Source organism: Idiomarina sp. PL1-037, assembly GCF_034422975.1.
Taxonomy (GTDB): Bacteria; Pseudomonadota; Gammaproteobacteria; order Enterobacterales; family Alteromonadaceae; genus Idiomarina.
On record NZ_CP139873.1, the window covers coordinates 1 to 22322 of the forward strand.

Annotated in this window: 14 protein-coding genes, 2 tRNA genes and 3 rRNA genes; 4 read left to right on the forward strand and 15 right to left on the reverse strand. The window is 48.7% G+C overall.

Features of this window, described 5'->3' with window-relative positions; genetic code table 11:
• Positions 1-149: 149 nt before the first annotated feature.
• The 5 genes from rrf to U0358_RS00025 form a co-directional block, all read right to left on the reverse strand.
• Positions 150-265 (reverse strand): 5S ribosomal RNA (gene rrf / locus U0358_RS00005).
• 116 nt (positions 266-381) lie between these two features.
• A 23S ribosomal RNA gene (locus U0358_RS00010) occupies positions 382-3270 on the reverse strand.
• 223 nt (positions 3271-3493) lie between these two features.
• A tRNA-Ala gene (locus U0358_RS00015) sits at positions 3494-3569 on the reverse strand.
• A gap of 256 nt (positions 3570-3825) precedes the next feature.
• Positions 3826-3902, reverse strand: a tRNA-Ile gene (locus U0358_RS00020).
• A 120-nt stretch (positions 3903-4022) separates the two neighbouring features.
• Positions 4023-5565: ribosomal RNA gene (locus tag U0358_RS00025) — 16S ribosomal RNA — on the reverse strand.
• Together the 16S, 23S and 5S rRNA genes with 2 tRNA genes alongside form the textbook arrangement of a ribosomal RNA operon.
• Positions 5566-6041: 476 nt before the next feature.
• On the opposite strand from U0358_RS00025, the gene U0358_RS00030 reads away from it, so the two are divergent.
• Positions 6042-6590 carry a gamma carbonic anhydrase family protein gene (locus tag U0358_RS00030; protein ID WP_253617513.1) on the forward strand — a complete coding sequence of 183 codons (549 nt, stop codon included), beginning with the start codon at positions 6042-6044 and terminating at the stop codon, positions 6588-6590.
• Positions 6591-6602: 12 nt separating this feature from the next.
• Here U0358_RS00030 and U0358_RS00035 read toward each other — a convergent pair whose 3' ends face one another.
• The 3 genes from U0358_RS00035 to U0358_RS00045 are packed head-to-tail and all read right to left on the reverse strand — an operon-like array spanning position 6603 to position 11708.
• Complete coding sequence (locus tag U0358_RS00035) at positions 6603-9722, reverse strand: error-prone DNA polymerase (RefSeq protein WP_322406577.1); 3120 nt, start codon at positions 9720-9722, stop codon at positions 6603-6605.
• The gene (locus U0358_RS00040) at positions 9706-11109 is read right to left on the reverse strand and encodes a Y-family DNA polymerase (protein ID WP_317498446.1); all 1404 of its coding nucleotides are present in this window, start codon (positions 11107-11109) and stop codon (positions 9706-9708) included. The genes U0358_RS00035 and U0358_RS00040 overlap by 17 nt, the downstream gene beginning before the upstream one ends.
• Positions 11109-11708 (reverse strand): ImuA family protein, encoded by a 600-nt coding sequence (locus U0358_RS00045; protein WP_317498445.1) that lies wholly within the window; start codon positions 11706-11708, stop codon positions 11109-11111. The genes U0358_RS00040 and U0358_RS00045 overlap by 1 nt, the downstream gene beginning before the upstream one ends.
• 118 nt (positions 11709-11826) lie before the next feature.
• On the opposite strand from U0358_RS00045, the gene U0358_RS00050 reads away from it, so the two are divergent.
• Both U0358_RS00050 and U0358_RS00055 read left to right on the forward strand, forming a co-directional pair.
• The gene (locus U0358_RS00050; RefSeq protein ID WP_317498444.1) at positions 11827-12738 is read left to right on the forward strand and encodes a 1-acylglycerol-3-phosphate O-acyltransferase, YihG family; all 912 of its coding nucleotides are present in this window, start codon (positions 11827-11829) and stop codon (positions 12736-12738) included.
• 12 nt (positions 12739-12750) lie between these two features.
• Positions 12751-13989 (forward strand): mechanosensitive ion channel family protein, encoded by a 1239-nt coding sequence (locus U0358_RS00055; RefSeq protein WP_317498443.1) that lies wholly within the window; start codon positions 12751-12753, stop codon positions 13987-13989.
• A gap of 1 nt (position 13990) precedes the next feature.
• Here U0358_RS00055 and U0358_RS00060 read toward each other — a convergent pair whose 3' ends face one another.
• The 6 genes from U0358_RS00060 to U0358_RS00085 form a co-directional block, all read right to left on the reverse strand.
• The gene (locus U0358_RS00060) at positions 13991-14605 is read right to left on the reverse strand and encodes a thiol:disulfide interchange protein DsbA/DsbL (protein ID WP_322406578.1); all 615 of its coding nucleotides are present in this window, start codon (positions 14603-14605) and stop codon (positions 13991-13993) included.
• Between the two features lie 38 nt (positions 14606-14643).
• On the reverse strand, positions 14644-15648 hold the full coding sequence (locus tag U0358_RS00065; RefSeq protein WP_322406579.1) for a serine/threonine protein kinase: 1005 nt from the start codon (positions 15646-15648) through the stop codon (positions 14644-14646).
• Positions 15641-17071 carry a cytochrome c oxidase accessory protein CcoG gene (gene ccoG, locus U0358_RS00070; protein WP_317498440.1) on the reverse strand — a complete coding sequence of 477 codons (1431 nt, stop codon included), beginning with the start codon at positions 17069-17071 and terminating at the stop codon, positions 15641-15643. Before ccoG ends, U0358_RS00065 begins: the two co-directional genes overlap by 8 nt.
• Before the next feature lie 66 nt (positions 17072-17137).
• Entirely contained in the window at positions 17138-18370 is a 1233-nt protein-coding gene (locus tag U0358_RS00075) for a Zn-dependent hydrolase (RefSeq protein WP_317498439.1), read from the reverse strand.
• A 128-nt stretch (positions 18371-18498) separates the two neighbouring features.
• On the reverse strand, positions 18499-19026 hold the full coding sequence (locus U0358_RS00080) for a carboxymuconolactone decarboxylase family protein (RefSeq protein ID WP_317498438.1): 528 nt from the start codon (positions 19024-19026) through the stop codon (positions 18499-18501).
• An 85-nt stretch (positions 19027-19111) separates the two neighbouring features.
• Complete coding sequence (locus U0358_RS00085; protein WP_317498437.1) at positions 19112-19657, reverse strand: peroxiredoxin; 546 nt, start codon at positions 19655-19657, stop codon at positions 19112-19114.
• A 149-nt stretch (positions 19658-19806) separates the two neighbouring features.
• On the opposite strand from U0358_RS00085, the gene U0358_RS00090 reads away from it, so the two are divergent.
• Positions 19807-20721 carry a hydrogen peroxide-inducible genes activator gene (locus U0358_RS00090; RefSeq protein ID WP_317498436.1) on the forward strand — a complete coding sequence of 305 codons (915 nt, stop codon included), beginning with the start codon at positions 19807-19809 and terminating at the stop codon, positions 20719-20721.
• Position 20722: 1 nt separating this feature from the next.
• Here U0358_RS00090 and U0358_RS00095 read toward each other — a convergent pair whose 3' ends face one another.
• Positions 20723-22234, reverse strand: coding sequence for an FMN-binding glutamate synthase family protein (locus U0358_RS00095; RefSeq protein WP_322406580.1), 1512 nt, complete (start codon positions 22232-22234; stop codon positions 20723-20725).
• Between the last annotated feature and the right edge of the window lie 88 nt (positions 22235-22322).

Here is a 22322-nt window from a genome sequence, read left to right on the forward strand (position 1 = left end):
GAGATAGTCATAAACAACGCGCTCGGGGGGTGTATTGAGAGACTTTGTGTAAGGGGCGCTGGCTATTCACAGCAACCCTGAGGGTAGAGCTGGCCGAGGAACAGGAATAAAAAAACCCCAGCCGGTTGGGCTGGGGTTCTCTATTTGTAGTCTGGCGGTGACCTACTCTCGCATGGGGAGACCCCACACTACCATCGGCGCTGGTGTGTTTCACTTCTGAGTTCGGAATGGATTCAGGTGGTGCCACACCGCTATGGCCGCCAGACATAAACTGTCACAACATGTAAAAACTGACTGCTTTTTAAGTAAGGCCACTCTCTTAATTTCGATTCGGTAAAGTCGCTCGCTTGTGCGTAACGCTTCAAACAACTTCGGTGTTGTATGGTTAAGTCTCACGGGCAATTAGTACGGGTTAGCTCAACGCATTACTACGCTTCCACACCCCGCCTATCAACGTTGTAGTCTTCAACAACCCTTCAGAGCACTCTAAGTGCTAGTGACAGCTTATCTCGAGGCTCGCTTCCCGCTTAGATGCTTTCAGCGGTTATCGATTCCGAACGTAGCTACCGGGCAATGCCACTGGCGTGACAACCCGAACACCAGAGGTTCGTCCACTCCGGTCCTCTCGTACTAGGAGCAGCTCCTCTCAACTCTCAAACGCCCACGGCAGATAGGGACCGAACTGTCTCACGACGTTCTAAACCCAGCTCGCGTACCACTTTAAATGGCGAACAGCCATACCCTTGGGACCGACTTCAGCCCCAGGATGTGATGAGCCGACATCGAGGTGCCAAACACCGCCGTCGATATGAACTCTTGGGCGGTATCAGCCTGTTATCCCCGGAGTACCTTTTATCCGTTGAGCGATGGCCCTTCCATTCAGAACCACCGGATCACTATGACCTACTTTCGTATCTGCTCGACGTGTCTGTCTCGCAGTTAAGCTGGCTTCTGCCATTGCACTAACCGTACGATGTCCGACCGTACTTAGCCAACCTTCGTGCTCCTCCGTTACTCTTTGGGAGGAGACCGCCCCAGTCAAACTACCCACCAGGCACTGTCCACAACCCCGATAAGGGGCCAATGTTAGAACATCAAACATACAAGGGTGGTATTTCAAGGATGGCTCCACACCAACTGGCGCCAGTGCTTCAAAGCCTCCCACCTATCCTACACATGTAGGTTCAATGTTCAGTGCCAAGCTGTAGTAAAGGTTCACGGGGTCTTTCCGTCTAGCCGCGGGTACACAGCATCTTCACTGCGATTTCAATTTCACTGAGTCTCGGGTGGAGACAGCGTGGCCATGGTTACACCATTCGTGCAGGTCGGAACTTACCCGACAAGGAATTTCGCTACCTTAGGACCGTTATAGTTACGGCCGCCGTTTACCGGGGCTTCGATCAAGAGCTTCGTCCGAAAACTAACCCCATCAATTAACCTTCCGGCACCGGGCAGGTGTCACACCGTATACGTCCACTTTCGTGTTAGCACAGTGCTGTGTTTTTAATAAACAGTCCCAGCCACCTGGTCACTGCGGCCACCAGCAGCTCTTGACGCGAAGTCAATTACCGCCAGTGGCGTACCTTCTCCCGAAGTTACGGTACTATTTTGCCTAGTTCCTTCACCCGAGTTCTCTCAAGCGCCTTAGTATTCTCTACCTGACCACCTGTGTCGGTTTGGGGTACGGTCAATGTTCATCTGAAGCTTAGAGGCTTTTCCCGGAAGCATGGCATCAATAACTTCGCACCCTTGGGTGCTCGTCTCGTGTCTCGGCCTTAAGGGTCCGGATTTACCTAAACCCTCAGCCTACGCACTTTCACCGGGACTACCAACGCCCGGCTCACCTAGCCTTCTCCGTCCCCCCATCGCAATGAACATCGGTACAGGAATATTGACCTGTTTTCCATCGACTACGCGTTTCCGCCTCGCCTTAGGGGCCGACTTACCCTACCCTGATTAGCATGGGATAGGAAACCTTGGTCTTCTGGCGTGGGAGTTTTTCACTCCCATTATCGTTACTCATGTCAGCATTCGCACTTCTGATATGTCCAGCAGTCCTCTCGAACCACCTTCGCCCACTTACAGAACGCTCCCCTACCCCGCATGATAAATCATGCAGCCGCAGCTTCGGTGTATGGCTTAGCCCCGTTACATCTTCCGCGCAGGCCGACTCGACTAGTGAGCTATTACGCTTTCTTTAAAGGATGGCTGCTTCTAAGCCAACCTCCTAGCTGTCTCTGCCTTCCCACATCGTTTCCCACTGAGCCATAACTTCGGGACCTTAGCTGGCGGTCTGGGTTGTTTCCCTCTTCACGACGGACGTTAGCACCCGCCGTGTGTCTCCCGGATACTACTCATTGGTATTCGGAGTTTGCATGGGGTTGGTAAGTCGGGATGACCCCCTAGCCCAAACAGTGCTCTACCCCCAATGGTATTCGTCCGAGGCTCTACCTAAATAGATTTCGGGGAGAACCAGCTATCTCCGGGCTTGATTAGCCTTTCACTCCTAGCCACAAGTCATCCCCTCATTTTTCAACATAAGTGGGTTCGGTCCTCCAATTGATGTTACTCAATCTTCAACCTGCTCATGGTTAGATCGCCCGGTTTCGGGTCTATACCCTGCAACTCAACGCCCAGTTAAGACTCGGTTTCCCTACGGCTTCCCTATACGGTTAACCTTGCTACAGAATATAAGTCGCTGACCCATTATACAAAAGGTACGCAGTCACGGAACAAGTCCGCTCCTACTGCTTGTACGTACACGGTTTCAGGTTCTGTTTCACTCCCCTCGCCGGGGTTCTTTTCGCCTTTCCCTCACGGTACTGGTTCACTATCGGTCAGTTGGGAGTATTTAGCCTTGGAGGATGGTCCCCCCATATTCAGTCAGGATATCACGTGTCCCGACCTACTCGATTTCACTTATCATGCACCTTCACATACCGGGCTCTCACCGTCTGTGGCTCCGCTTCCCATCGGATTCTGTTAGCACAAGTTAAGCTTAAGGGCTGCTTCCCGTTCGCTCGCCGCTACTGGGGAAATCTCGGTTGATTTCTTTTCCTCCGGGTACTTAGATGTTTCAGTTCTCCGGGTTCGCTTCCTGGCACCTATTGATTCAGTGCCGGATACTCTGTAAACAGAGTGGGTTTCCCCATTCGGAAATCCATGACTCAAGTGCCTCTTACTGGCTTATCATGGCTTATCGCAAGTTAGTACGTCCTTCATCGCCTCCAACTGCCTAGGCATCCACCGTGTACGCTTAGTCACTTAACCATACAACCCGAAGGTGTCTGGCATACGTGACCAAGATTGTTTGTTCTCGCTGTACACAAGTTCGATACGCCTCTACCAAATCAGTTTGTTCAAGTAGAGTGGCATTTCTTACTTTTAATATTACAATCAGCTTTTCATGTTGTTAAAGAGCACGTAACGCTTAGTTACCGGTAAATATTCTTGTTTAAGAACACTTAACGCTAACGGTTACGAAGAGAAGAAATGGTGGAGCCAAGCGGGATCGAACCGCTGACCTCCTGCGTGCAAGGCAGGCGCTCTCCCAGCTGAGCTATGGCCCCGAATGCTTGCCTGAAGTTTCGATAGCTGCGTTGCGCGATTCGTTCAATCAGTCACATACCATCGAGGCATGCTCCTTCAATCACTCAACGTGCGCCTTGCTCTCGAAGCTTCATGCTGCGCGTGCTGACATCGGGGAAACCCTCTTTTCAGCATCACCGCAACCCTGACAAGGGAATTTGAAGGAGGGCAAGGCGATAGGGTGTGAAGCATACATCAGTATGCGTATACCCGAACAACGCAGCCATCGTTCAAATTTGGTGGGTCTGGGCAGACTTGAACTGCCGACCTCACCCTTATCAGGGGTGCGCTCTAACCAGCTGAGCTACAGACCCAGTTTCTTCTCTATTTATATCAAGCCTGCAAACTGTGTGGACACTTACTCACACGGATGTGAGGTATACAAAAAAATGCAGGACGCAACTTTTTGTGTACACAAAAGATAAGCATAGTTGTAAGGAGGTGATCCAGCCGCAGGTTCCCCTACGGCTACCTTGTTACGACTTCACCCCAGTCATGAACCACACCGTGGTGATCGTTCTCCCGAAGGTTAAACTAACCACTTCTGGTGCAGCCCACTCCCATGGTGTGACGGGCGGTGTGTACAAGGCCCGGGAACGTATTCACCGTGGCATTCTGATCCACGATTACTAGCGATTCCGACTTCATGGAGTCGAGTTGCAGACTCCAATCCGGACTACGACGCACTTTATGAGATTCGCTAACCATCGCTGGCTTGCTGCCCTTTGTATGCGCCATTGTAGCACGTGTGTAGCCCATCCCGTAAGGGCCATGATGACTTGACGTCGTCCCCACCTTCCTCCGGTTTATCACCGGCAGTCTCCCCAGAGTTCCCACCATTACGTGCTGGCAACTAAGGATAAGGGTTGCGCTCGTTGCGGGACTTAACCCAACATCTCACAACACGAGCTGACGACAGCCATGCAGCACCTGTCTCAGTGTTCCCGAAGGCACTAATCCATCTCTGGAAAATTCACTGGATGTCAAGGGATGGTAAGGTTCTTCGCGTTGCATCGAATTAAACCACATGCTCCACCGCTTGTGCGGGCCCCCGTCAATTCATTTGAGTTTTAACCTTGCGGCCGTACTCCCCAGGCGGTCAACTTAGTGCGTTAGCTGCGTTACTCACGTCTTAATGACACGAACAACTAGTTGACATCGTTTACGGCGTGGACTACCAGGGTATCTAATCCTGTTTGCTCCCCACGCTTTCGTACCTCAGCGTCAGTCTCTGACCAGGTGGCCGCCTTCGCCACCGGTATTCCTTCCAATATCTACGCATTTCACCGCTACACTGGAAATTCTACCACCCTCTTCAGGACTCTAGCATGCCAGTTCAAAATGCAATTCCCAGGTTGAGCCCGGGGCTTTCACATCTTGCTTAACACGCCGCCTACGTACGCTTTACGCCCAGTAATTCCGATTAACGCTTGCACCCTCCGTATTACCGCGGCTGCTGGCACGGAGTTAGCCGGTGCTTCTTCTGCGACTAACGTCAATGTGCTGCGCTATTAACACAACACCCTTCCTCGTCGCTGAAAGTGCTTTACAACCCGAAGGCCTTCTTCACACACGCGGCATGGCTGCATCAGGGTTTCCCCCATTGTGCAATATTCCCCACTGCTGCCTCCCGTAGGAGTCTGGGCCGTGTCTCAGTCCCAGTGTGGCTGATCATCCTCTCAGAACAGCTAGGGATCGTCGCCTTGGTGAGCCTTTACCCCACCAACTAGCTAATCCCGCTTGGGCTCATCTTTAGGTGTGAGGCCCGAAGGTCCCCCACTTTGGTCCGTAGACATTATGCGGTATTAGCCACAGTTTCCCGTGGTTGTCCCCCGCCTAAAGGCAAATTCCCAAGTATTACTCACCCGTCCGCCGCTCGTCAGCAGAGAAGCAAGCTTCTCTCTGTTACCGCTCGACTTGCATGTGTTAGGCCTGCCGCCAGCGTTCAATCTGAGCCATGATCAAACTCTTCAATTAAAAGTAGTTCAATCAACTCAATGAATTACGCGTTTTTGCTTAGCTTCATTAATGAAACCTTGCTGAACACTCATTCAAAAGTTGCAATACAAATATTTCTGTTTGCTTAACTTCTGCAAGTGCCCACACAGTTTGCTTGGCTTGATATAATTGTTAAAGAGCGTTTCTCAGCAACCTTGGCTGCGAGAGGTGCGTATTCTACACACCGTGTGTTTTCCGTCAATACTTTTTTGAAAAAAGATTTTTTAGAAAACTTAGGTTTTCGGCGGCTTCGTTGCCTGCCTTGAACGTGGAGCGCATTTTAGAGATTTAACTCGTCCCGTCAAGCGCTTTTATCACCTTTCTAACTGTTTTTTTACTGACTGCGTAAAGTTTCAGCAACACGCTGCTTTTCTCGCCAAACTTAGGCCAGACATGACCTATTCCCCGCTATCTGCTATAAAGGTTGTAACAGCTTTTAACTCAGGAGCACACTTATGGCAGATATCCGTAGTTACTGTGAATATGAACCAGTTATCGGTGAACGCGTTTACCTGGACCCCAGCTCGGTCATTGTCGGTAATATTACAATAGGCGATGACAGCAGCGTATGGCCTATGGTCGCAGCAAGAGGCGATGTTAACCGCATTACTATTGGTAAACGCAGCAACATTCAGGATGGAACCGTTCTTCATGTTACGCGTAAATCCAACGCCAACCCTGATGGACATCCCTTAGTTATTGGGGACGAAGTTACCGTAGGGCACCATTGCATGTTGCATGGCTGCAAACTGGGTAACCGCATATTAGTAGGCATGTCAGCCGTTATAATGGATGATGTCGTAATAGAAGATGATGTCATTATTGGAGCCGGTAGTCTGGTTCCTCCGGGCAAACGCTTAGAAAGTGGCTACTTATATGTCGGCAGCCCGGTTGAAAAGAAAAGACGCCTTAATAGTGGTGAAACGAGCTTTTTAAGCCAATCGGCACAAAACTACGTTGATTTGAAAGACGACTACCTTTTACAGGTGAGTCCAGTTTCTTAAGTTAATGGAAGCTTAGTGAAAACGACGGCTTTCCAGTCGAGAGAAACTTAACAGGCCAGATAAATCTTTTAACCGGCCTGCAATAACATGCACCACACCGTCGTGAATTTCGACAATGCCTTTTACCCAAAGCAGGTTGCTGGTCAGGAAGCATTGTCGAAATTGGCGGGCAGTATTCGCCCAGACCACCACATTACTGTTTCCACTTTCATCTTCCAAAGTTAAAAAAGTGACGCCGCTACGGGTGCCGGGCCTTTGCCGGCAGGTGACTAAGCCGGCCAGAGTCAGTACTTGCCCTGAGCGACAGGTTATGAGGTCGCGAGCCATTACGCAGTTTTTTAATTCGGAGTTATTTCTCAGTAAAGCTAATGGGTGGCGGCCTAAGGTCAACCCGGTAGATTCATAATCTGCTTTTATGTTGTCCGGCTCATCAGGCGCTGGCAGTTGGCGGGCAGGGCGATCCTTAACATGCTCAAACAACGGCATTTGCTGATCACTTATAGACAAGCTTTGCCAATGTGCCTGATGCCGATGCCCAGCAACACTCTTTAACGCATCGGCGCGGGCGAGGGCGTTGATATCGGAGTCCCGCAATCCACTTTGTCGCAACTCATGCATGCTAGTGAAACCGTCCTCCGGCCTTTGCGCCAACGTATGCTTTATTCTGCTTTCAGATAAGCCCTGAATTTGCCGTAAGCCCATTCGTACAGTCTCATTGGACTTCGTATCTTCTTTAGGTAACCAATAATAGTCCCAGTCGCTGTCGTTAATATCCGCGGCTAAAAACTTTACGTCGTGGCGTTGTGCGTCCTGTACCAACTGCGATGCCGAGTAAAACCCCATAGGTAAACTATTCAGCAAGCCCACATAAAAAGCAGCCGGGTGGTAGGTCTTAAACCAGGACGACGCATAAGCCAGATTGGCAAAGCTGGCAGAATGCGACTCAGGAAAACCATATTGTCCAAAACCACAAATTTGCCGGAACAACCGTTCGGCAAACTCCTGTTTATAACCCCGCTCCAGCATGCCGTTAATAAGCTTGTCTTCAAAACGGGTTAAATGCCCGTTTTGCCCCCACGACGCCATAGCCCGACGAAGCTGGTCCGCCTCGCCACCGCTAAAGCCAGCCGCGACCATAGCCAGCTTAATAACCTGCTCCTGAAAAATAGGTACGCCCAGTGTTCTTTTTAATACCAACTTTACTTCGTCACTAGGGTAATCAACTTCTTCCAGACCTGCACGACGACGTAAAAAGGGATGTACCATGTCGCCTTGTATGGGGCCGGGCCGGACTATCGCAATCTGAATAACCAGATCATAGAAAGTTTTGGGTTTTAATCGCGGCAACATATTCATTTGCGCACGCGACTCTATTTGAAAAATCCCCATAGAGTCAGCGGCTTGTAGCTGCTGATAAACCCGACTATCCTCCTGCGGAATGGTTGCCATGGTCAGTTGCTGGCCATAGCGCGAATTGATAAGCGCCAGCATTTTTCGTAAGGCCGTCAGCATACCCAGCGCCAGCACGTCCACTTTTAATAAGCCCAGGCTTTCGAGATCCGTCTTGTCCCACTGAATAACCGTTCGGTCCGTCATTGAGGCATTTTCTACCGGAACCAGCCGTGACAAGTCATCGGCAGCAATAACAAAACCACCGACATGCTGCGACAAATGCCGGGGAGTACCCATCAATTGCTCAGTGAACCGTAAAAGGTGCTGACCCCTTAACGAATTTGTGATTTCGGAGTGCTGCTGTGCTAGCTGTTGCTGCCAGCTTTGCTCTTTGTCCCGCCGGTCTAAATTGCGGCGGAAATACTGCATTTGCTGTTCACTAAAACCCAGAGCTTTGCCAACATCGCGAAAAGCACTTTTAAAACGGTAGGTGATCACCGTTGCAGCCAACGCTGCGCGCTGCCGACCGTATTTGCGGTAAATGTACTGAATGACTTCTTCTCGGCGCTCGTGCTCAAAATCCACATCAATATCCGGTGGCTCGTTCCGTTCCTTAGAAATAAAACGTTCAAACAACACCTGAATCTGCGCCGGATTAACCGCGGTAATGCCCAGACAATAACAAACCACCGAATTTGCTGCTGAACCACGTCCTTGAAATAAGATCCCTTGCTCACGGGCAAAACAAACTAAGTCATGAATGGTTAAAAAGAAAGGCTCGTAGCTTTGCTCTTTTATCAGGCTAAGTTCTTTTAAGTAAAGTGCTTTTACCGACTCGGGCACACCTTGCGGATAACGCCAGCGAGCACCTTGCTCAGTTAACTGCTTTAAGTAGCCGGAGGCACTCATGCCTTCAGGAACCAGTTCAGCCGGATATTCGTAACGAAGTTCAGATAGACAAAACTGACACCGCTGAGCAATAGCCAGTGTTTCGCCTAGCCACTTTTGCGGGTAGCACTGTTGCAACTCACTCAGGCTTCGTAGATGATGCTCCGCGTTGTTACTGGCTAAGCCGGGGTGATGCGCTAAAGAGCCACCATGTTGGATCGCGTTCAGAATATCATACAGCGGCTGTTGTTCAGTGGTTGCCATGCGAACGCCACCAGCGCAGGCGACTTTCACTTTAACGGCCTGTTGTAGCTCAACCATAGCCTGAAAAGCTCTTTCGTCGTCAGCCTGATAGTGCCGCTCGTATAGTAACCAAAACCGCTGCTGCCATACCAACTTCAACTTTTCACCAATAGCCAGAAGCTGGGCCTGAGAAAAGTCCGGCTGCCACAATAAAAGACACTGAGAGAATCCTTCGAAAAAATCATCGATGTTGGCCTGATAATGGCCTTTTTCACTGCGACTACGAAACAGTGTGATTTTTTTACAAAGCTCCGCGTAAGCCTCTCTGGTTGGCGCCAACACAACCAGTGTACCCACTTCAGCCACCCTGAATTCACTACCTACAATGAGTTTTATATCCCGCGTTTTTGACTCCTGATAGGCTTTTACAATACCTGCCACAGAGCATTCGTCAGTTATTGCTATGGCGTTATAGCCTAACTCATCTGCGCGCATCACTAGCTCTTCCGGCGAAGCGGCCGAACGCAAAAAGCTGTAGTGGCTTAAGCTGTGTAGCTCAGCAAAGGACGCTGTACTGGAACCTTTAGGCATATCAGCTGAACCAGCCATGTAAATACCACTGTCCGGACTCAAAATAGAGCCAGCCCACACGCTGAAATTTGTCCCGGGCAATCCAGTAATCGCGGGCTATGTCGCCGGCGTCCCACCAGCCACAGACTTTGCGTTCCGGCCCGTGCCATAGCTGCCATAAATCGATTGAAGTTAGCTGTGGAGGCTGTAACAGCCAAAGAGGCCGCTTAGGCGCCGCAGATAACACTTGGGACTTTTCCCCTGCGGGGCGTCGAAATTCGTTATGACCTGGACGTGGGTCATCATTAATAGCCGGCGAGAACACGGCATTGTTGCCGAGCTTCGCCTGTAACCGGCCAATGAGCTGCAGTGTTTCATGCCGGTGTTGCTCCCCTCCAAAAAAGTGACTGTTGTGCTGTTCAGACGGCAATAGTTCATTGGCCACCAGCGTAATTTCTATAACCGCTTCCGGTAAAGGTATGGACTCCATTTTCAACTGCAGTAACGACAAAAAGCTCTGCCCCCGCCAGCCGGGTTCAGCTAAAGCGACGGGAACAACAGAAGGAGACTCATATCGGTGATGCAGTTCAATACTGACCTGCTGGGTTATCTTTTGTCGCTGGTAGAGAAAGTCTTCCAGCTCACCAAACAAGCGCTTTAACGGAAACAGCAAGCCTTGCCAGTGAGGAATTTCTGTGACCAGATCCAGGCTTTGTCGGAACCTTTCCGGTGGCGTGAAAAAATGATAACTTTGCTGCTGGCGACCCTGAAGCTGCTCCAGATATAACTGTGTTTCCAGGCCCAACTGCCGGCCGACTTCATCTCCCGATAACTGTATGAGCTCTCCCAACTGACGAAAACCGGCGGCTTTACAATGCTTCTGTATTTTTGTTCCTAAACCGGCAGCACTAATCGGTAGCTGAGCCAGCAGTTGTGCGGACTCTTGGGGGTTTAACGAAACCGGGCAATCATATTCCGCTAATAACCGAGCTGCTAAGGGGTTATCCGCGACTGCCAACTGAGCCTTAATTGGCAGCGCATGAACCTCGCGGGATAGAGTATTAAATGCCGCACTCATCCCGCCATACAGCTGCACCAGACTACTCAACTCAATTACCAGACCTTTGGGTGGATACAGAACTAACTTAGCTGCCCACTGGTAAAGTCGGGTGGCTAATTGCTGCAATACCTGCTGTTCCCGCTCCGGAATATATTCAACGAGTTGCAGTTGCTCACAAAGCGATATTGCCATAACCGTCTGGATAGAGGGTTTTACCCCAGCCTCCCGAGCCAGGGTGTTGCACTGCACTATAACCGACTGGTTACCCTGTAACTGGTAAAGTGCCAACGGCTGGGTGTTGCTGTCAGGCTGTAAGCGCCCCCGGTTATCCAGTAGCAATTGGGAAAAATGACAATATAACCACATTAGTTCAGAACAACGCTTTCCAGTGGCCAGCCAACTTTGCGTTTTAGTATGTCGAGCGTAACTCCCGCTTCATCAAGCTTTAACCGTACGCGGTTCGAATAAGCCCGCGCTTCTTCATTTAAAGCAGGTTCGCTCAATACCACGCCCATTTGCCCGGTTTGGGCCGCTTTATACCAACGCCGAACAGATTTAGCTGTCGTTTCTTTTTGCGCAAACCAACCTAACGCCAGCGCATTTTTTGTCTGCAATATCTGCTCAAACGCCCAGGCGGCTTTCTCTGCATTGGTCTGAATAACCACCTGCATAGACTCATTAAGCCCATAATGGTGTAAGCCAGCAGCCGATAACCAGGCCGGAGGGTTTACCCAGAACACCGACTGCTTTTGTTGCACCGCATGCTGTATTAATGGCAACAATAGTGCCTGCTCGGAAAACGAGGTTTGCAACTGCCACTCATGCAACCCCGGGTATTGCCAGCCACCGCCCAGCGCAGTATCTAACGACGAAAAACCAGAGCTTAAGGTAGCTGCCTGACTGTCGGTAACCTGACCATGCCAAACAAGCCCTTGCTGAATAAGAGTCTGAAGCTTTGTCTGCATAAAACCTCCGAATACTGTACATATATACAGTACCATTAATTTTTACTCGTTACCAACAGACATCATTACTGGCTTCAGTTATTATTTATCTCATTGTTTCTAATTAGGATAGGGCAGCATGCTGACATCAATACTCATTCCCTTCAGAGTCATTATTAACTTTTCATGGGGATTAATCACCACCGCTATTATTGGTGTTTCGATTATTAGTATTGGTATTTTTAAAGTGTTACTGCCTTTTAAAAGACCTCAGCGCATTTGTTCTTTTTTGGGAAACGCTTTATTCCGAATCTGGGCATACTGCATGTCGCTGATGTTTCAGCTGACTCAACGCATGGAATGGCACATTAAAGGTGACCTCGATATCCACGAAAAAGGCTGGTACATGGTTATGGCTAACCATCGTAGCTGGGTCGATGTGCTGGTGCTAATGCATTTGACTCGTCGCCACATGCCTATGCCGCGCTTCTTTTTAAAGTCACAACTTATGTGGATCCCCATTATTGGCTGGGGTTGCTGGGTACTGGATATGCCTTTTATGAAACGCTACTCAAAAGAGTTGCTGGAGAAAAAGCCGCACTTAAAAGGCAAAGACATTGCAACGACGACACGTTCTTGCGCGAAATTCCGCCACATCCCTACAACTGTGGTGAATTTCTGTGAAGGCACGCGCTTTACCCCGGAAAAGCACGCGAAAAAACAGAGCCCTTTTCGCAACCTGCTGCCACCTAAGGCAGGCGGTACGGCTTTCTCTTTGCAGATTATGGGTGGTCAGTTTGAGGCCATCTTGGATATTACCATTGTCTATCCGGGAACCGATAAACGCCCGGTAGTCTGGCATTTACTAAGCGGAAAATTAAAAAACGTCTATGTTGATATAAAGACACGGCCTATTACAGATGATTTAATCGGCGACTATGCCAGTGATGAAGCTTTTAGGGCTTATTTCCAGCAATGGCTCAATCAACGCTGGCAGGAAAAAGACGAAACCATTGACGAAATGCGTAAGGAAATTCACAGCACCCGATAAGGGAGTTTTATAATGAACTTTGAGTTCGTAAAAGAATGGCTAGAAAAGCTCGGCATTGAAGGGAAATTACCAGAGCTTGATCTGATTGTTAGTTCATTATTGGTTTTAATTGGCTGTTACCTTGCCTATGTTGTCGCGCGCTGGGTTATCAATCATGCCATCGACCGAGTGTTAAGCAAAGCACCGGAGCGGTGGTATAACTCTTTGGTCAACAGTGGTTTCTTCAAGCGCTGTGCCAACCTGGCTCCTATTATCGTCATTCACAATTTCATCCCGATTCTTTTTATTGATGACTTTGAGAGTTGGCAGTCGCCGCTGCGCACCGTTGTTGGTGTTTACCTCACCTGGGTTATTACCAGTATTCTCACGGCTTTAGCGAACGTCGTTTCCATTGCCTACGACTACTCTTATAAAGCTAGAGAAGTGCCCATTACCGGTGTAATACAGGTGGCAAAGTTAATTCTGGTATTAATGGCCATTATCATTACCGTCGCCATTATTATGAACAAATCCCCCATGTATTTACTCAGCGGCTTTGGGGCAATGACAGCCATTCTCATGGTGGTTTTCAGAGACACCTTAATGGGATTTGTTGCCGGGGTACAACTGGCAACCAACCGTATGGTCGCCATTGGTGACTGGATAGAGCTGTCCGACCATGGCGTTGATGGCACCGTGCAGGAAGTAGGGCTCATTTCCGTAAAAGTTCAGAACTGGGATAAAACCATTGTTTTCTTACCCACCTATATATTGATTCACGAATCATTTAAAAACTGGCAAGGCATGGTTAATACCGGTGGACGCCGCATGCGTCGGTCATTAATGATTGACCTGGACAGTTCCCGGATTTTATCCGATGAGGAACTGAAAGAAATTGCCGAAAAGCACTTTGATCAATCGACTGAGGATTGGCTGAGAGAAAACGAACTGCAAAAGCCCGTTAGTAATTTAACGGTATTTCGTGTCTTTGCTAATAACTATCTGAAAAATCACAAGCAGGTGAGGGAAGATCTCCTGCACATGGCACGTCTGATGCAGCCAACCGCCGCCGGCATACCATTAGAGATTTATGCGTTCGCTAAAGAAACCGAATGGACAAAATATGAGGCGATACAAAGCTCTATTCTGGAGTACTTATACAGTGTTATGGCGGACTTTGAACTGAAAAATTACCAGTATATGAACAATAATCAGGCCTTCTCCGAGCAAAGCGGAAAAGGCACACATTCTCAAAGTAATTCAGGGCACTGAGTTATTTTTCCAGCAGATAACCAGCTAAGTCAGAAAAGTCTTCCTGGAAATTGTCGCTGTCACGGAAACCCTGTGGCAGCATTTTGTATTTACCATTAACAATAAAACTTGGTGTTGCGTTAACTCCTAATTTACTTGCCCGACGATCCATTTTGGAAGCCGCAGCGCGAACAGTGAAGCTCGCCATGGCTTTATCGAACTCATCGCCGGATACATCGTTTACAATAAACACATTACGAATGTCTTCTTTACTCGTCAGCATGCTGTTTTTGTTGAAGTTGTAATCAAAAATAGCCGCAGCAATTTCTTCTTCTTTATTCAGTTTTTGCGCAGCCACAAAAGCCTGAGTCATGGTTTCACCCATGTTACGAGGCCCCAGAAACGACACATGCGCCTTTTTAAAGGCATCCGGGTATTCTGACTTCATTTCTTTTGCAATAGGTTCAAAGCGGTAGCAATGGACACAATAAAACGAAAAGAACTCGGTGATCTCCGGTTTACTGGTCGCTTCATCGGCTATCACTTCGTAGTGAACACCCTCTTCAAAATTCTGAGCCTGAGCAAAACCCGCTGCGACCATTAATGCTCCGGCAAAACCCATTAACCACTTTTTCATCATCATTTCCTGTTATCTGTTAAAACTATCTATTCAAATTAGCCATTAAAGCCAAGGTTCAGCGGCGCTTCATCCAGCCCCGCCAATTGTTCTTTCAGTGCCAGAATCTGCTGCTCCCAATATCGGCTTTCTGCAAACCAGGGAAACGCTCGCTGAAAGGCACTGTCTTGCCACCGGCGTGATAACCATGCCATATATTGAATGATTCTGAAACTGCGCAAAGGTTCAATTAATATCAATTGCGCCGTATCAAATTCGCAGAAATCTTCGTAGCCGGTCAGCAGGGCATCCATCTGTAAGGTTTGCTCCTGATGCGACCCGTTCAGCATCATCCATAAGTCCTGAATCGCAGGCCCAGAGCGACAATCATCAAAATCGACAAAAGTCAGTTGCTCTTCATACTGCAGAATATTACCAATATGGCAGTCACCGTGCAGGCGCTGATACTCGAAGTCCTGCAAAGGTGTAGAACGTAAGCGCTCACTTAAGGGATCAAGAATGGCAAAAAAGGCGTCTTTTAATTCAGCGGGTAATAAAGCGGACTGGTGTAGCTCGGCCACGGACTGTTCCACAAAACCTTCATAGTCAATGGTTTCCCGGACTTTAAACTTGCCCGCCTGAGCCACCGCGTGCATACGGCCTATTTGACGTCCCAGCCGCTCCAGTTCGTCCAGATCGTTAGGCTCAAAGGCTCTGCCGCCAATGCTTGAATACACACAAAAACGATAGCCTTCAAACTCGTGCAGACGCTTACCCTGAAGCTCCAGAGCCGAAACTGCCGGAACTTCGGCTTGCGCCAGTTCCTCAACAAACTCAAGTTCTTCGTTAATTTGTTCTGTACGCCAGCGCTGCGGGCGATAGAATTTTGCCACGTAACGTTTGCGATCATCGTCAGCAAACTGATAAACCCGGTTTTCGTAGCTGTTAAGTGCCAGCAAGCCCGAGGCGGGATACAAACCGACACTTTCTAAGGCATTAACAACCAGATCCGGCGTCAGTCCCTGAAAAGCAAAGTCCGACGCGTTCTCTGTAGAATCATTCATATAAAAAGCGGCTCTGATGCGTATTAGTTATATCCGCATTATCAACCGCTGTGACCACGAAGTAAAACTCTGTGACCTGACCTTCTAACAATGATGGTGGAACTGCTACCGTTACCGGCAAGGTTCCAACTTCCCCCGCAGAAACCTGTTTTGTGGAATCGCCAATTAACTCGAACTCGTCAAAGCCTTTAACCTCCACGCGGTAAGTCATGTCCTGTTGTGACTTATTGACCAGCTTTAAGGTAAAGACGTTTTCAATTTGTCCTTCAATGTTTTCTCTGAACAGCTGGTTACGATCACGTAATACATCGACCTCAAGAGGCACACGAGTTGCGACGTCCCATACCAGCACGCTACTCACCACCAGAACCATAATAAAGTAGCCGATACTCTTCATCCGCCACGGATTGGTTTTCTCTTTTTTGTTTTTAGCCGCTAAGTTACGTTCGGTAGTAAAGCGGATAAGTCCTTTTGGATAATTCATTTTATCCATAACGTCATTACAGGCATCAATACAGGCACCACAGTCAATGCATTCATATTGCAGGCCGTTTCGGATATCGATACCGGTTGGGCATACCTGCACGCACATATAGCAGTCAATGCAGTGACCTAAGCCTTTTTCAGCAGGGTCGGCCTTGCGCGAACGAGGACCACGAGGCTCGCCTCGTTCAGCATCATAAGACACGGTGTAAGTGTCTTTATCGAACATAGCTGACTGGAAACGCGCGTAAGGACACATGTGCGTACACATAATTTCCCGCATATAACCGGCGTTGCCATAGGTACAGAATGCAAAAAAGAGAACACTAAAGGTTGCCCAGAAACCGGCGTCCAGGGTGAAGAAGTTCAGGAACAGTTCGCGTATGTCGGTAAAGTAACCCACAAAGGTCATCGCGGTTAATAAAGACACCAGTATCCAACCACTTTGTTTACCCGCTTTACGCCAGAACTTGTCAAAGTCCATTTTGCGTTCGTCCAGCTTAATACGCTTGTTACGCGGGCCTTCGAACTTTTTCTCAAACCACATAAAAATAAAGGTCCAGGTGGTTTGTGGACACATAAACCCGCACCAGACCCGACCAAAAACCGTCGTCACAAAAAATAACGCAACGGCTGCCACAATCGCAAACCAGGCAACTACAGTGAAGTCCTGCGGCCATAAGGTTAAACCGTAAATTCGGAAGCGCTGCTCCATAATATCAAGCAGAACCGCTTGTTCGCCCTGGTAAGTCAACCAGGGAATGAGAGCAAAGACGGCCAGCAGCAAAAAACCAAAACCGCGTCTAAAATACTCCATGGCACCTTTAGTATCGCGCACATAAATGCGGCTGCGAGGGGAGTAGTTATCGTTGTGTTTCTGTCCGTCTGGACGCTGAATTTTGACTTTATCGGCGGACTGAACCGTTATTTTTTGTTCCATGAGCAATACCACATAGTGTCACGGCGAGGTGCGCACAGTATAACGGATCTTAACTGTTTGCGCAGCTCACTGGGCTGAATTAATAATGCAATCTAAAAGTATGTTACAACCAGCTTCCACGTCATGCCAGTGCGACCACTCATCGGGCGCGTGACTGACCCCATTTACAGACGGGATAAATATTAGCCCGGATTCCGTAATCTCTGTAAAAAATTGAGCATCGTGTCCTGCACCACTGGGCATTTTCAGACACGAGTAATTTCGAGCTTTGGCTTTCTCTTCTATTTGTTTCGTCAGCTTTTCTGAACAGGCCTGAGGGTTCAGCCAGCTCACTTGTTCGTATTCAAACTTCAACCGATGCTTACGCGCTATTGCTGACAATGCCTTGTTGCAGGAGTCTGCCAGCTCTTTCATTACATCAAGGTTCATGTCTCGGCCAACAATAGTAAACACCGCTTCACCCGGCACGGTATGCGGGCTACCAGGTTTCAAGTCCACCTTGCCCACGGTAATGCGCGTTTTATCGGTGCCATCTTCGGCAATAATGCGCTCAATTTCGTGAGCAAAATCTGCCAGTCCCATAAAGGCGTCACTGCGCATATTCATTGGTGCTGTACCGGCATGGTCGGCTTTGCCTTTTAAGTGAACTATCCATTTGAACACCCCGGAAATACCTTCCACTGCACCAATGGTTATCTCTTTCTGGAACAGCACCGGCCCTTGTTCAATGTGCAGTTCATAAAAAGCTTTCAATCGCTCCGGAGGCCATGCAGCGTCCAGCGCATCCATAACGTCCATGCCATGGGTAGCCATCGCGTCCTTTAAATACACATTATCGGCATCGTGAGCTGACATAAGCCAGTCCGGATTCAGCACACCCGCAATAGCCTGAGACCCCATCATGCCACCGAATCGACCTTCTTCTTCGGCTGTACCAACCACCCATACAGGATGCGCTAATTTCACGTCATTTTCTTTGATCGAGCGCAAAACTTCGAAGCCTGCTAAAACCCCGAGTGCGCCATCGAATATCCCTCCGGCGGGAACAGTATCGAGATGTGAACCGGTAAGAATAGCTGGTTTTTTGCAGTAGTCACCAATACCAAAAAACACATTACCGGCACCATCCATAAAGGTTTCAAAACCTTCGGCTTTAGCTTGCTCCAGCATCCAGCGGCGGGCTTCCATATCAGCATCGGTAAAACCCCAGCGGTACATACCATGATCAGTTTCGTTATAACCAATTTTGGATAGCTCCAGCACGGATTTTTTTAAGCGGTCAGCATTAATGCTCAGCATAGTCACCTCCTTTACATTTATTATTAAGCGTAGGACATAAACTAAGGAGCGCCAAAAGCGCAAAAAAAAGCCCGCACCAAAAGGTACGGGCAAAGGTTGCACGGGGCAAAGGGGAGCCCCTAGAGGGTTTACGACAGTTTGCGTGCAGTTAAGGCTGCATTAAGTACCGCCGCCAACTTAATTGACGATTGTATTGCTTGTGCCGAAACCTCGTGCTTCAGCAAGGTTTGCACGTGCGAGTCAATGCACATACCACAACCATTAAGTGCCGATACCGCCAGTGAGAACAACTCAAAGTCGGCTTTATCCACACCCGGGTTAGCCATTGCGTTCATGCGGAGTCCCGCAGGAAGCTTAGAAAACTGTTTATCGCTTGATAAATGCAGGAAGCGATAATAAACGTTGTTCATTGCCATTAATGACGCTGCCGTTTTTGCGGCAGTCTTTACGTTTTCTTCAATTTTGCCTTCGGCTTCTTCTTCCACTGCCTGAGTCAGCTCGTCGTTCGACAAGGTGTAAACCAGTGAAAGTGCTGTGCCATAGAACTGGTCATTTGTTAGACCTGACTGCTCAACGTTTGAGAACAAGCTCGACAGGTTAAGTTTGGTGTCTTTGCTGTGATCACCCAGTAACTGTTTGTAGTCTGCAATTGCCATGCTTAACTCCTGAAATACTGTAAAAGTGCCTAGTGGGCGCCGATGGCGTTGCCATCAGCGCTTACTTTTGAGAAATAGACACCGATTAAAGCGTGTCGCCGCCCAGTGCACGGTTACAAGGGCACAGTTCATCAGTCTGTAAACCGTCTAAAATACGGACGATTTCTGCCGGGTTACGGCCCACGTTCAGGTTGTTTACTGATACATGCTGAATAACGTTGTGCGGGTCAACAATGAACGTAGCACGCAAAGCAACGTTTTCAGCTTTGTCACGAGCACCTAATCCGTCAACCAAAGAACCGTCGTCAGCAAAAGAGTATTGGTTCAGACGGTCAAGGTCAGGGTGCTCACGGCGCCATGCCAATTTCACAAATTCGTTATCGGTGCTGCCGCCCATAACAACGGCGTCACGGTCAGCAAAGTCTTCGTTCAATTTTGCGAACTCAACAATTTCAGTTGGGCAAACAAAAGTGAAATCTTTTGGGTAGAAGAAAATGATTTTCCACTTACCTTCAAAGCTGTTGTTGTCGATAGTTTCAAAAGCGCTTTCGCCGTTCTCTTCCGGCATGTTGAACTTAGGTTTTGCCGCAATAACGCTGAATTCTGGTAGTTTATCGCCTACTGTTAACATAAATTGTCTCCTTGATTGGGATTTAAAATGTATTCGTTCCTTAACGAGTCGAGAGCTAGTGTACGGACGGAGACAGATTGGATAAAACGAATAAAACGGATTATGATAATCGGAAATACCAATTAAACAGATAACGCAACGGATAACCTATGAGTAAATTGCCCAGCCTGAAAAACCTGAGTTACTTACTGGCACTGCACCAGGAACAAAACTTTAATCGTGCGGCAGCGGAGTGCAATGTCAGCCAGTCGACACTGAGCAGTGGTATCCAAAACCTGGAAGAGCAACTCGACTGCCAACTTATTGAGCGCGACCATAAATCCTTCCTCTTTACTGCCTTAGGCGAAGAAATTGTAGAAAAAGCACGGGACATCATCAGTTCCTCAGAAGAGTTACTTCATTACGCTCAGGGGCAGGGCAATATTATGGAAGGGCCGTTAAGACTCGGTATTATTCCGACCATAGCCCCGTTTGTGATTGGTGAGCTCAGTAAAAATTTACAGAGCAAGTTCCCTAAACTGCTGCTGCAACTTTCTGAAGATACCACACAAAACTTGCTGCACCGCCTGCGTAACGGCGAGCTGGATATTCTTTTGCTGGCGCTGCCTATGGATATTCAGGGGAATCAGAAGTGGATACTGGGTCGTGATCCGTTCAAATTAGTGGTCCATAAAGAGCTGGCAGAAACCGTCGGTGAGCCAGTTGATTACGATAAATTACCTGACCGCAGTATTTTCCTGCTGGAAAAAGAACACTGCATGACCGGTCATGCAGTCGCAGCCTGCCAACTAACCGACTCTATTAAGATGAACCCTTTTACGGCAACCAGCCTGCACAGCTTGGTACAAATGGCTGACGCCCGCTTAGGTGCTACCTTTATTCCACAAATGGCGATTGATCAGGGGATTTTGGATAATACCGACCTTGTTTCATTAAAGCCCAGCGGACAGGAAGCTTCCCGCGATATTGGCCTGGTATACCGCCCGACCACCAGCCGCCGACAAACTTTCCGTAAAGTTGCGGAAGAAATTGCCAGGCTTTTGCCGGTCAACACCCTGAATTAAATTAACGACGCCTGGCCGGCGGCAACGGATAACGGTCGGCCAGACTAATGCTTTCCCCGTCGGGTTTAATGACCCGGGCATGACGACGGTTCAACCGACGCGGGTCAGTCACACCGCAGGAATGCGCAATAATATTGACGCCATACTCCATGTATTTATGGTAGTTAGCGACACGTACCGATTTATCTTCTGGATCAAGCCCTCTCATTAACTTAGGATCGTCAGTAGTTACCCCGGTCGGGCAAGTGTTTTTATTACACTGCATAGCCTGAATGCAACCCAACGAGAACATAAAGCCTCGCGCCGAGGTGACAAAATCGGCTCCCATCGCAATAGCCCAAGCAACATCAGCGGGTGTTATCATTTTACCGGAGACAACCACGCGAACGCGGCCATCCAACCCTGCTTCGGTGAGCTTATCAATAAGCACAGGCAAGCTCTCAGTCACTTTCAGGCCAACGTAGTCCATTAGCGGTTGCGGTGCCGCTCCGGTTCCGCCATCAGCGCTGTCCAATGTAATAAAATCAGGGGCGGACTCTTCGCCGCGGGTCAAAATGCAGTCTATGAGTTCGTCTATCCACGAAGGGTCACCCATAACAAATTTAAAACCGGTGGGTTTGCCGGTAATTTTGCGTACTTTTTCAATGAAGTCGAGCAGCTCTTCATTGTTACTGATTTCCGGGTGCCGGTTCGGGCTAATAGCGTCTTCGCCCTCCACAAGACCACGTATTTGTGCAATTTCCTTATTCACTTTTACGCCCGGTAAAATACCGCCTTTACCTGGTTTAGCGCCCTGACTCAGCTTTATTTCAAACATTTTCACATTATCGTGGCGACCCAGCTCAGCAAGACGATCTTTATCCAGCCGCCCTTCTTTATCCCGTACCCCAAACTTCGCGGTTCCCATTTGGAAGACAATATCGCAATGCCCCATCAAATGGTAAGGCGATAAACCGCCCTCACCGGTATTGAGCCAGCAGCCAGCTTTCGCCGCGCCCTGCGACAATGACTTAACCGCAACCGGTGACAACGCGCCATAACTCATTCCGGACACATGAAAGTAGGAAACTGGTGAGTAGGGCTTCTGGCAATACGGACCAATAATAACCGGCTCAGGCGATGTCGCCTGCTCAGCCATAGGTGGGTAAGGAGCGTTACTGAAAATAATGGTACCCGTGCGGCTTAAATCGCGGGTGGAACCAAACGCGACGTTACGGTCCGCATTTTTTGCGGCACGATAGACCCAGCTTCGTTGCGCCCGGTTAAAGGGCATTTCTTCGCGATCCATAGCAAAGAAATACTGGCGCATGAATTCTCCCATGCGCTCAAATAAATACCGAAAGCGCCCCACAACCGGATAATTATGGCGAATGGTGTGCTTGTTCTGGGTTTTATCGACGACATACATAACGCCGATAGAAATCACCAGGGTAATAATAGCCAAAACAAAAATGGCGGCTGACCATTGTGCTAAAACAAGTAAGGAGTCGGTGCTAAAAACGTTGCCGCTCATGGGTACCTAATGCATTTTTAATAACTGATATGAGTATTAACGGTCAAAGCGACAAACAGATCAAGCACTGTGTCATCAAAATTCTGAG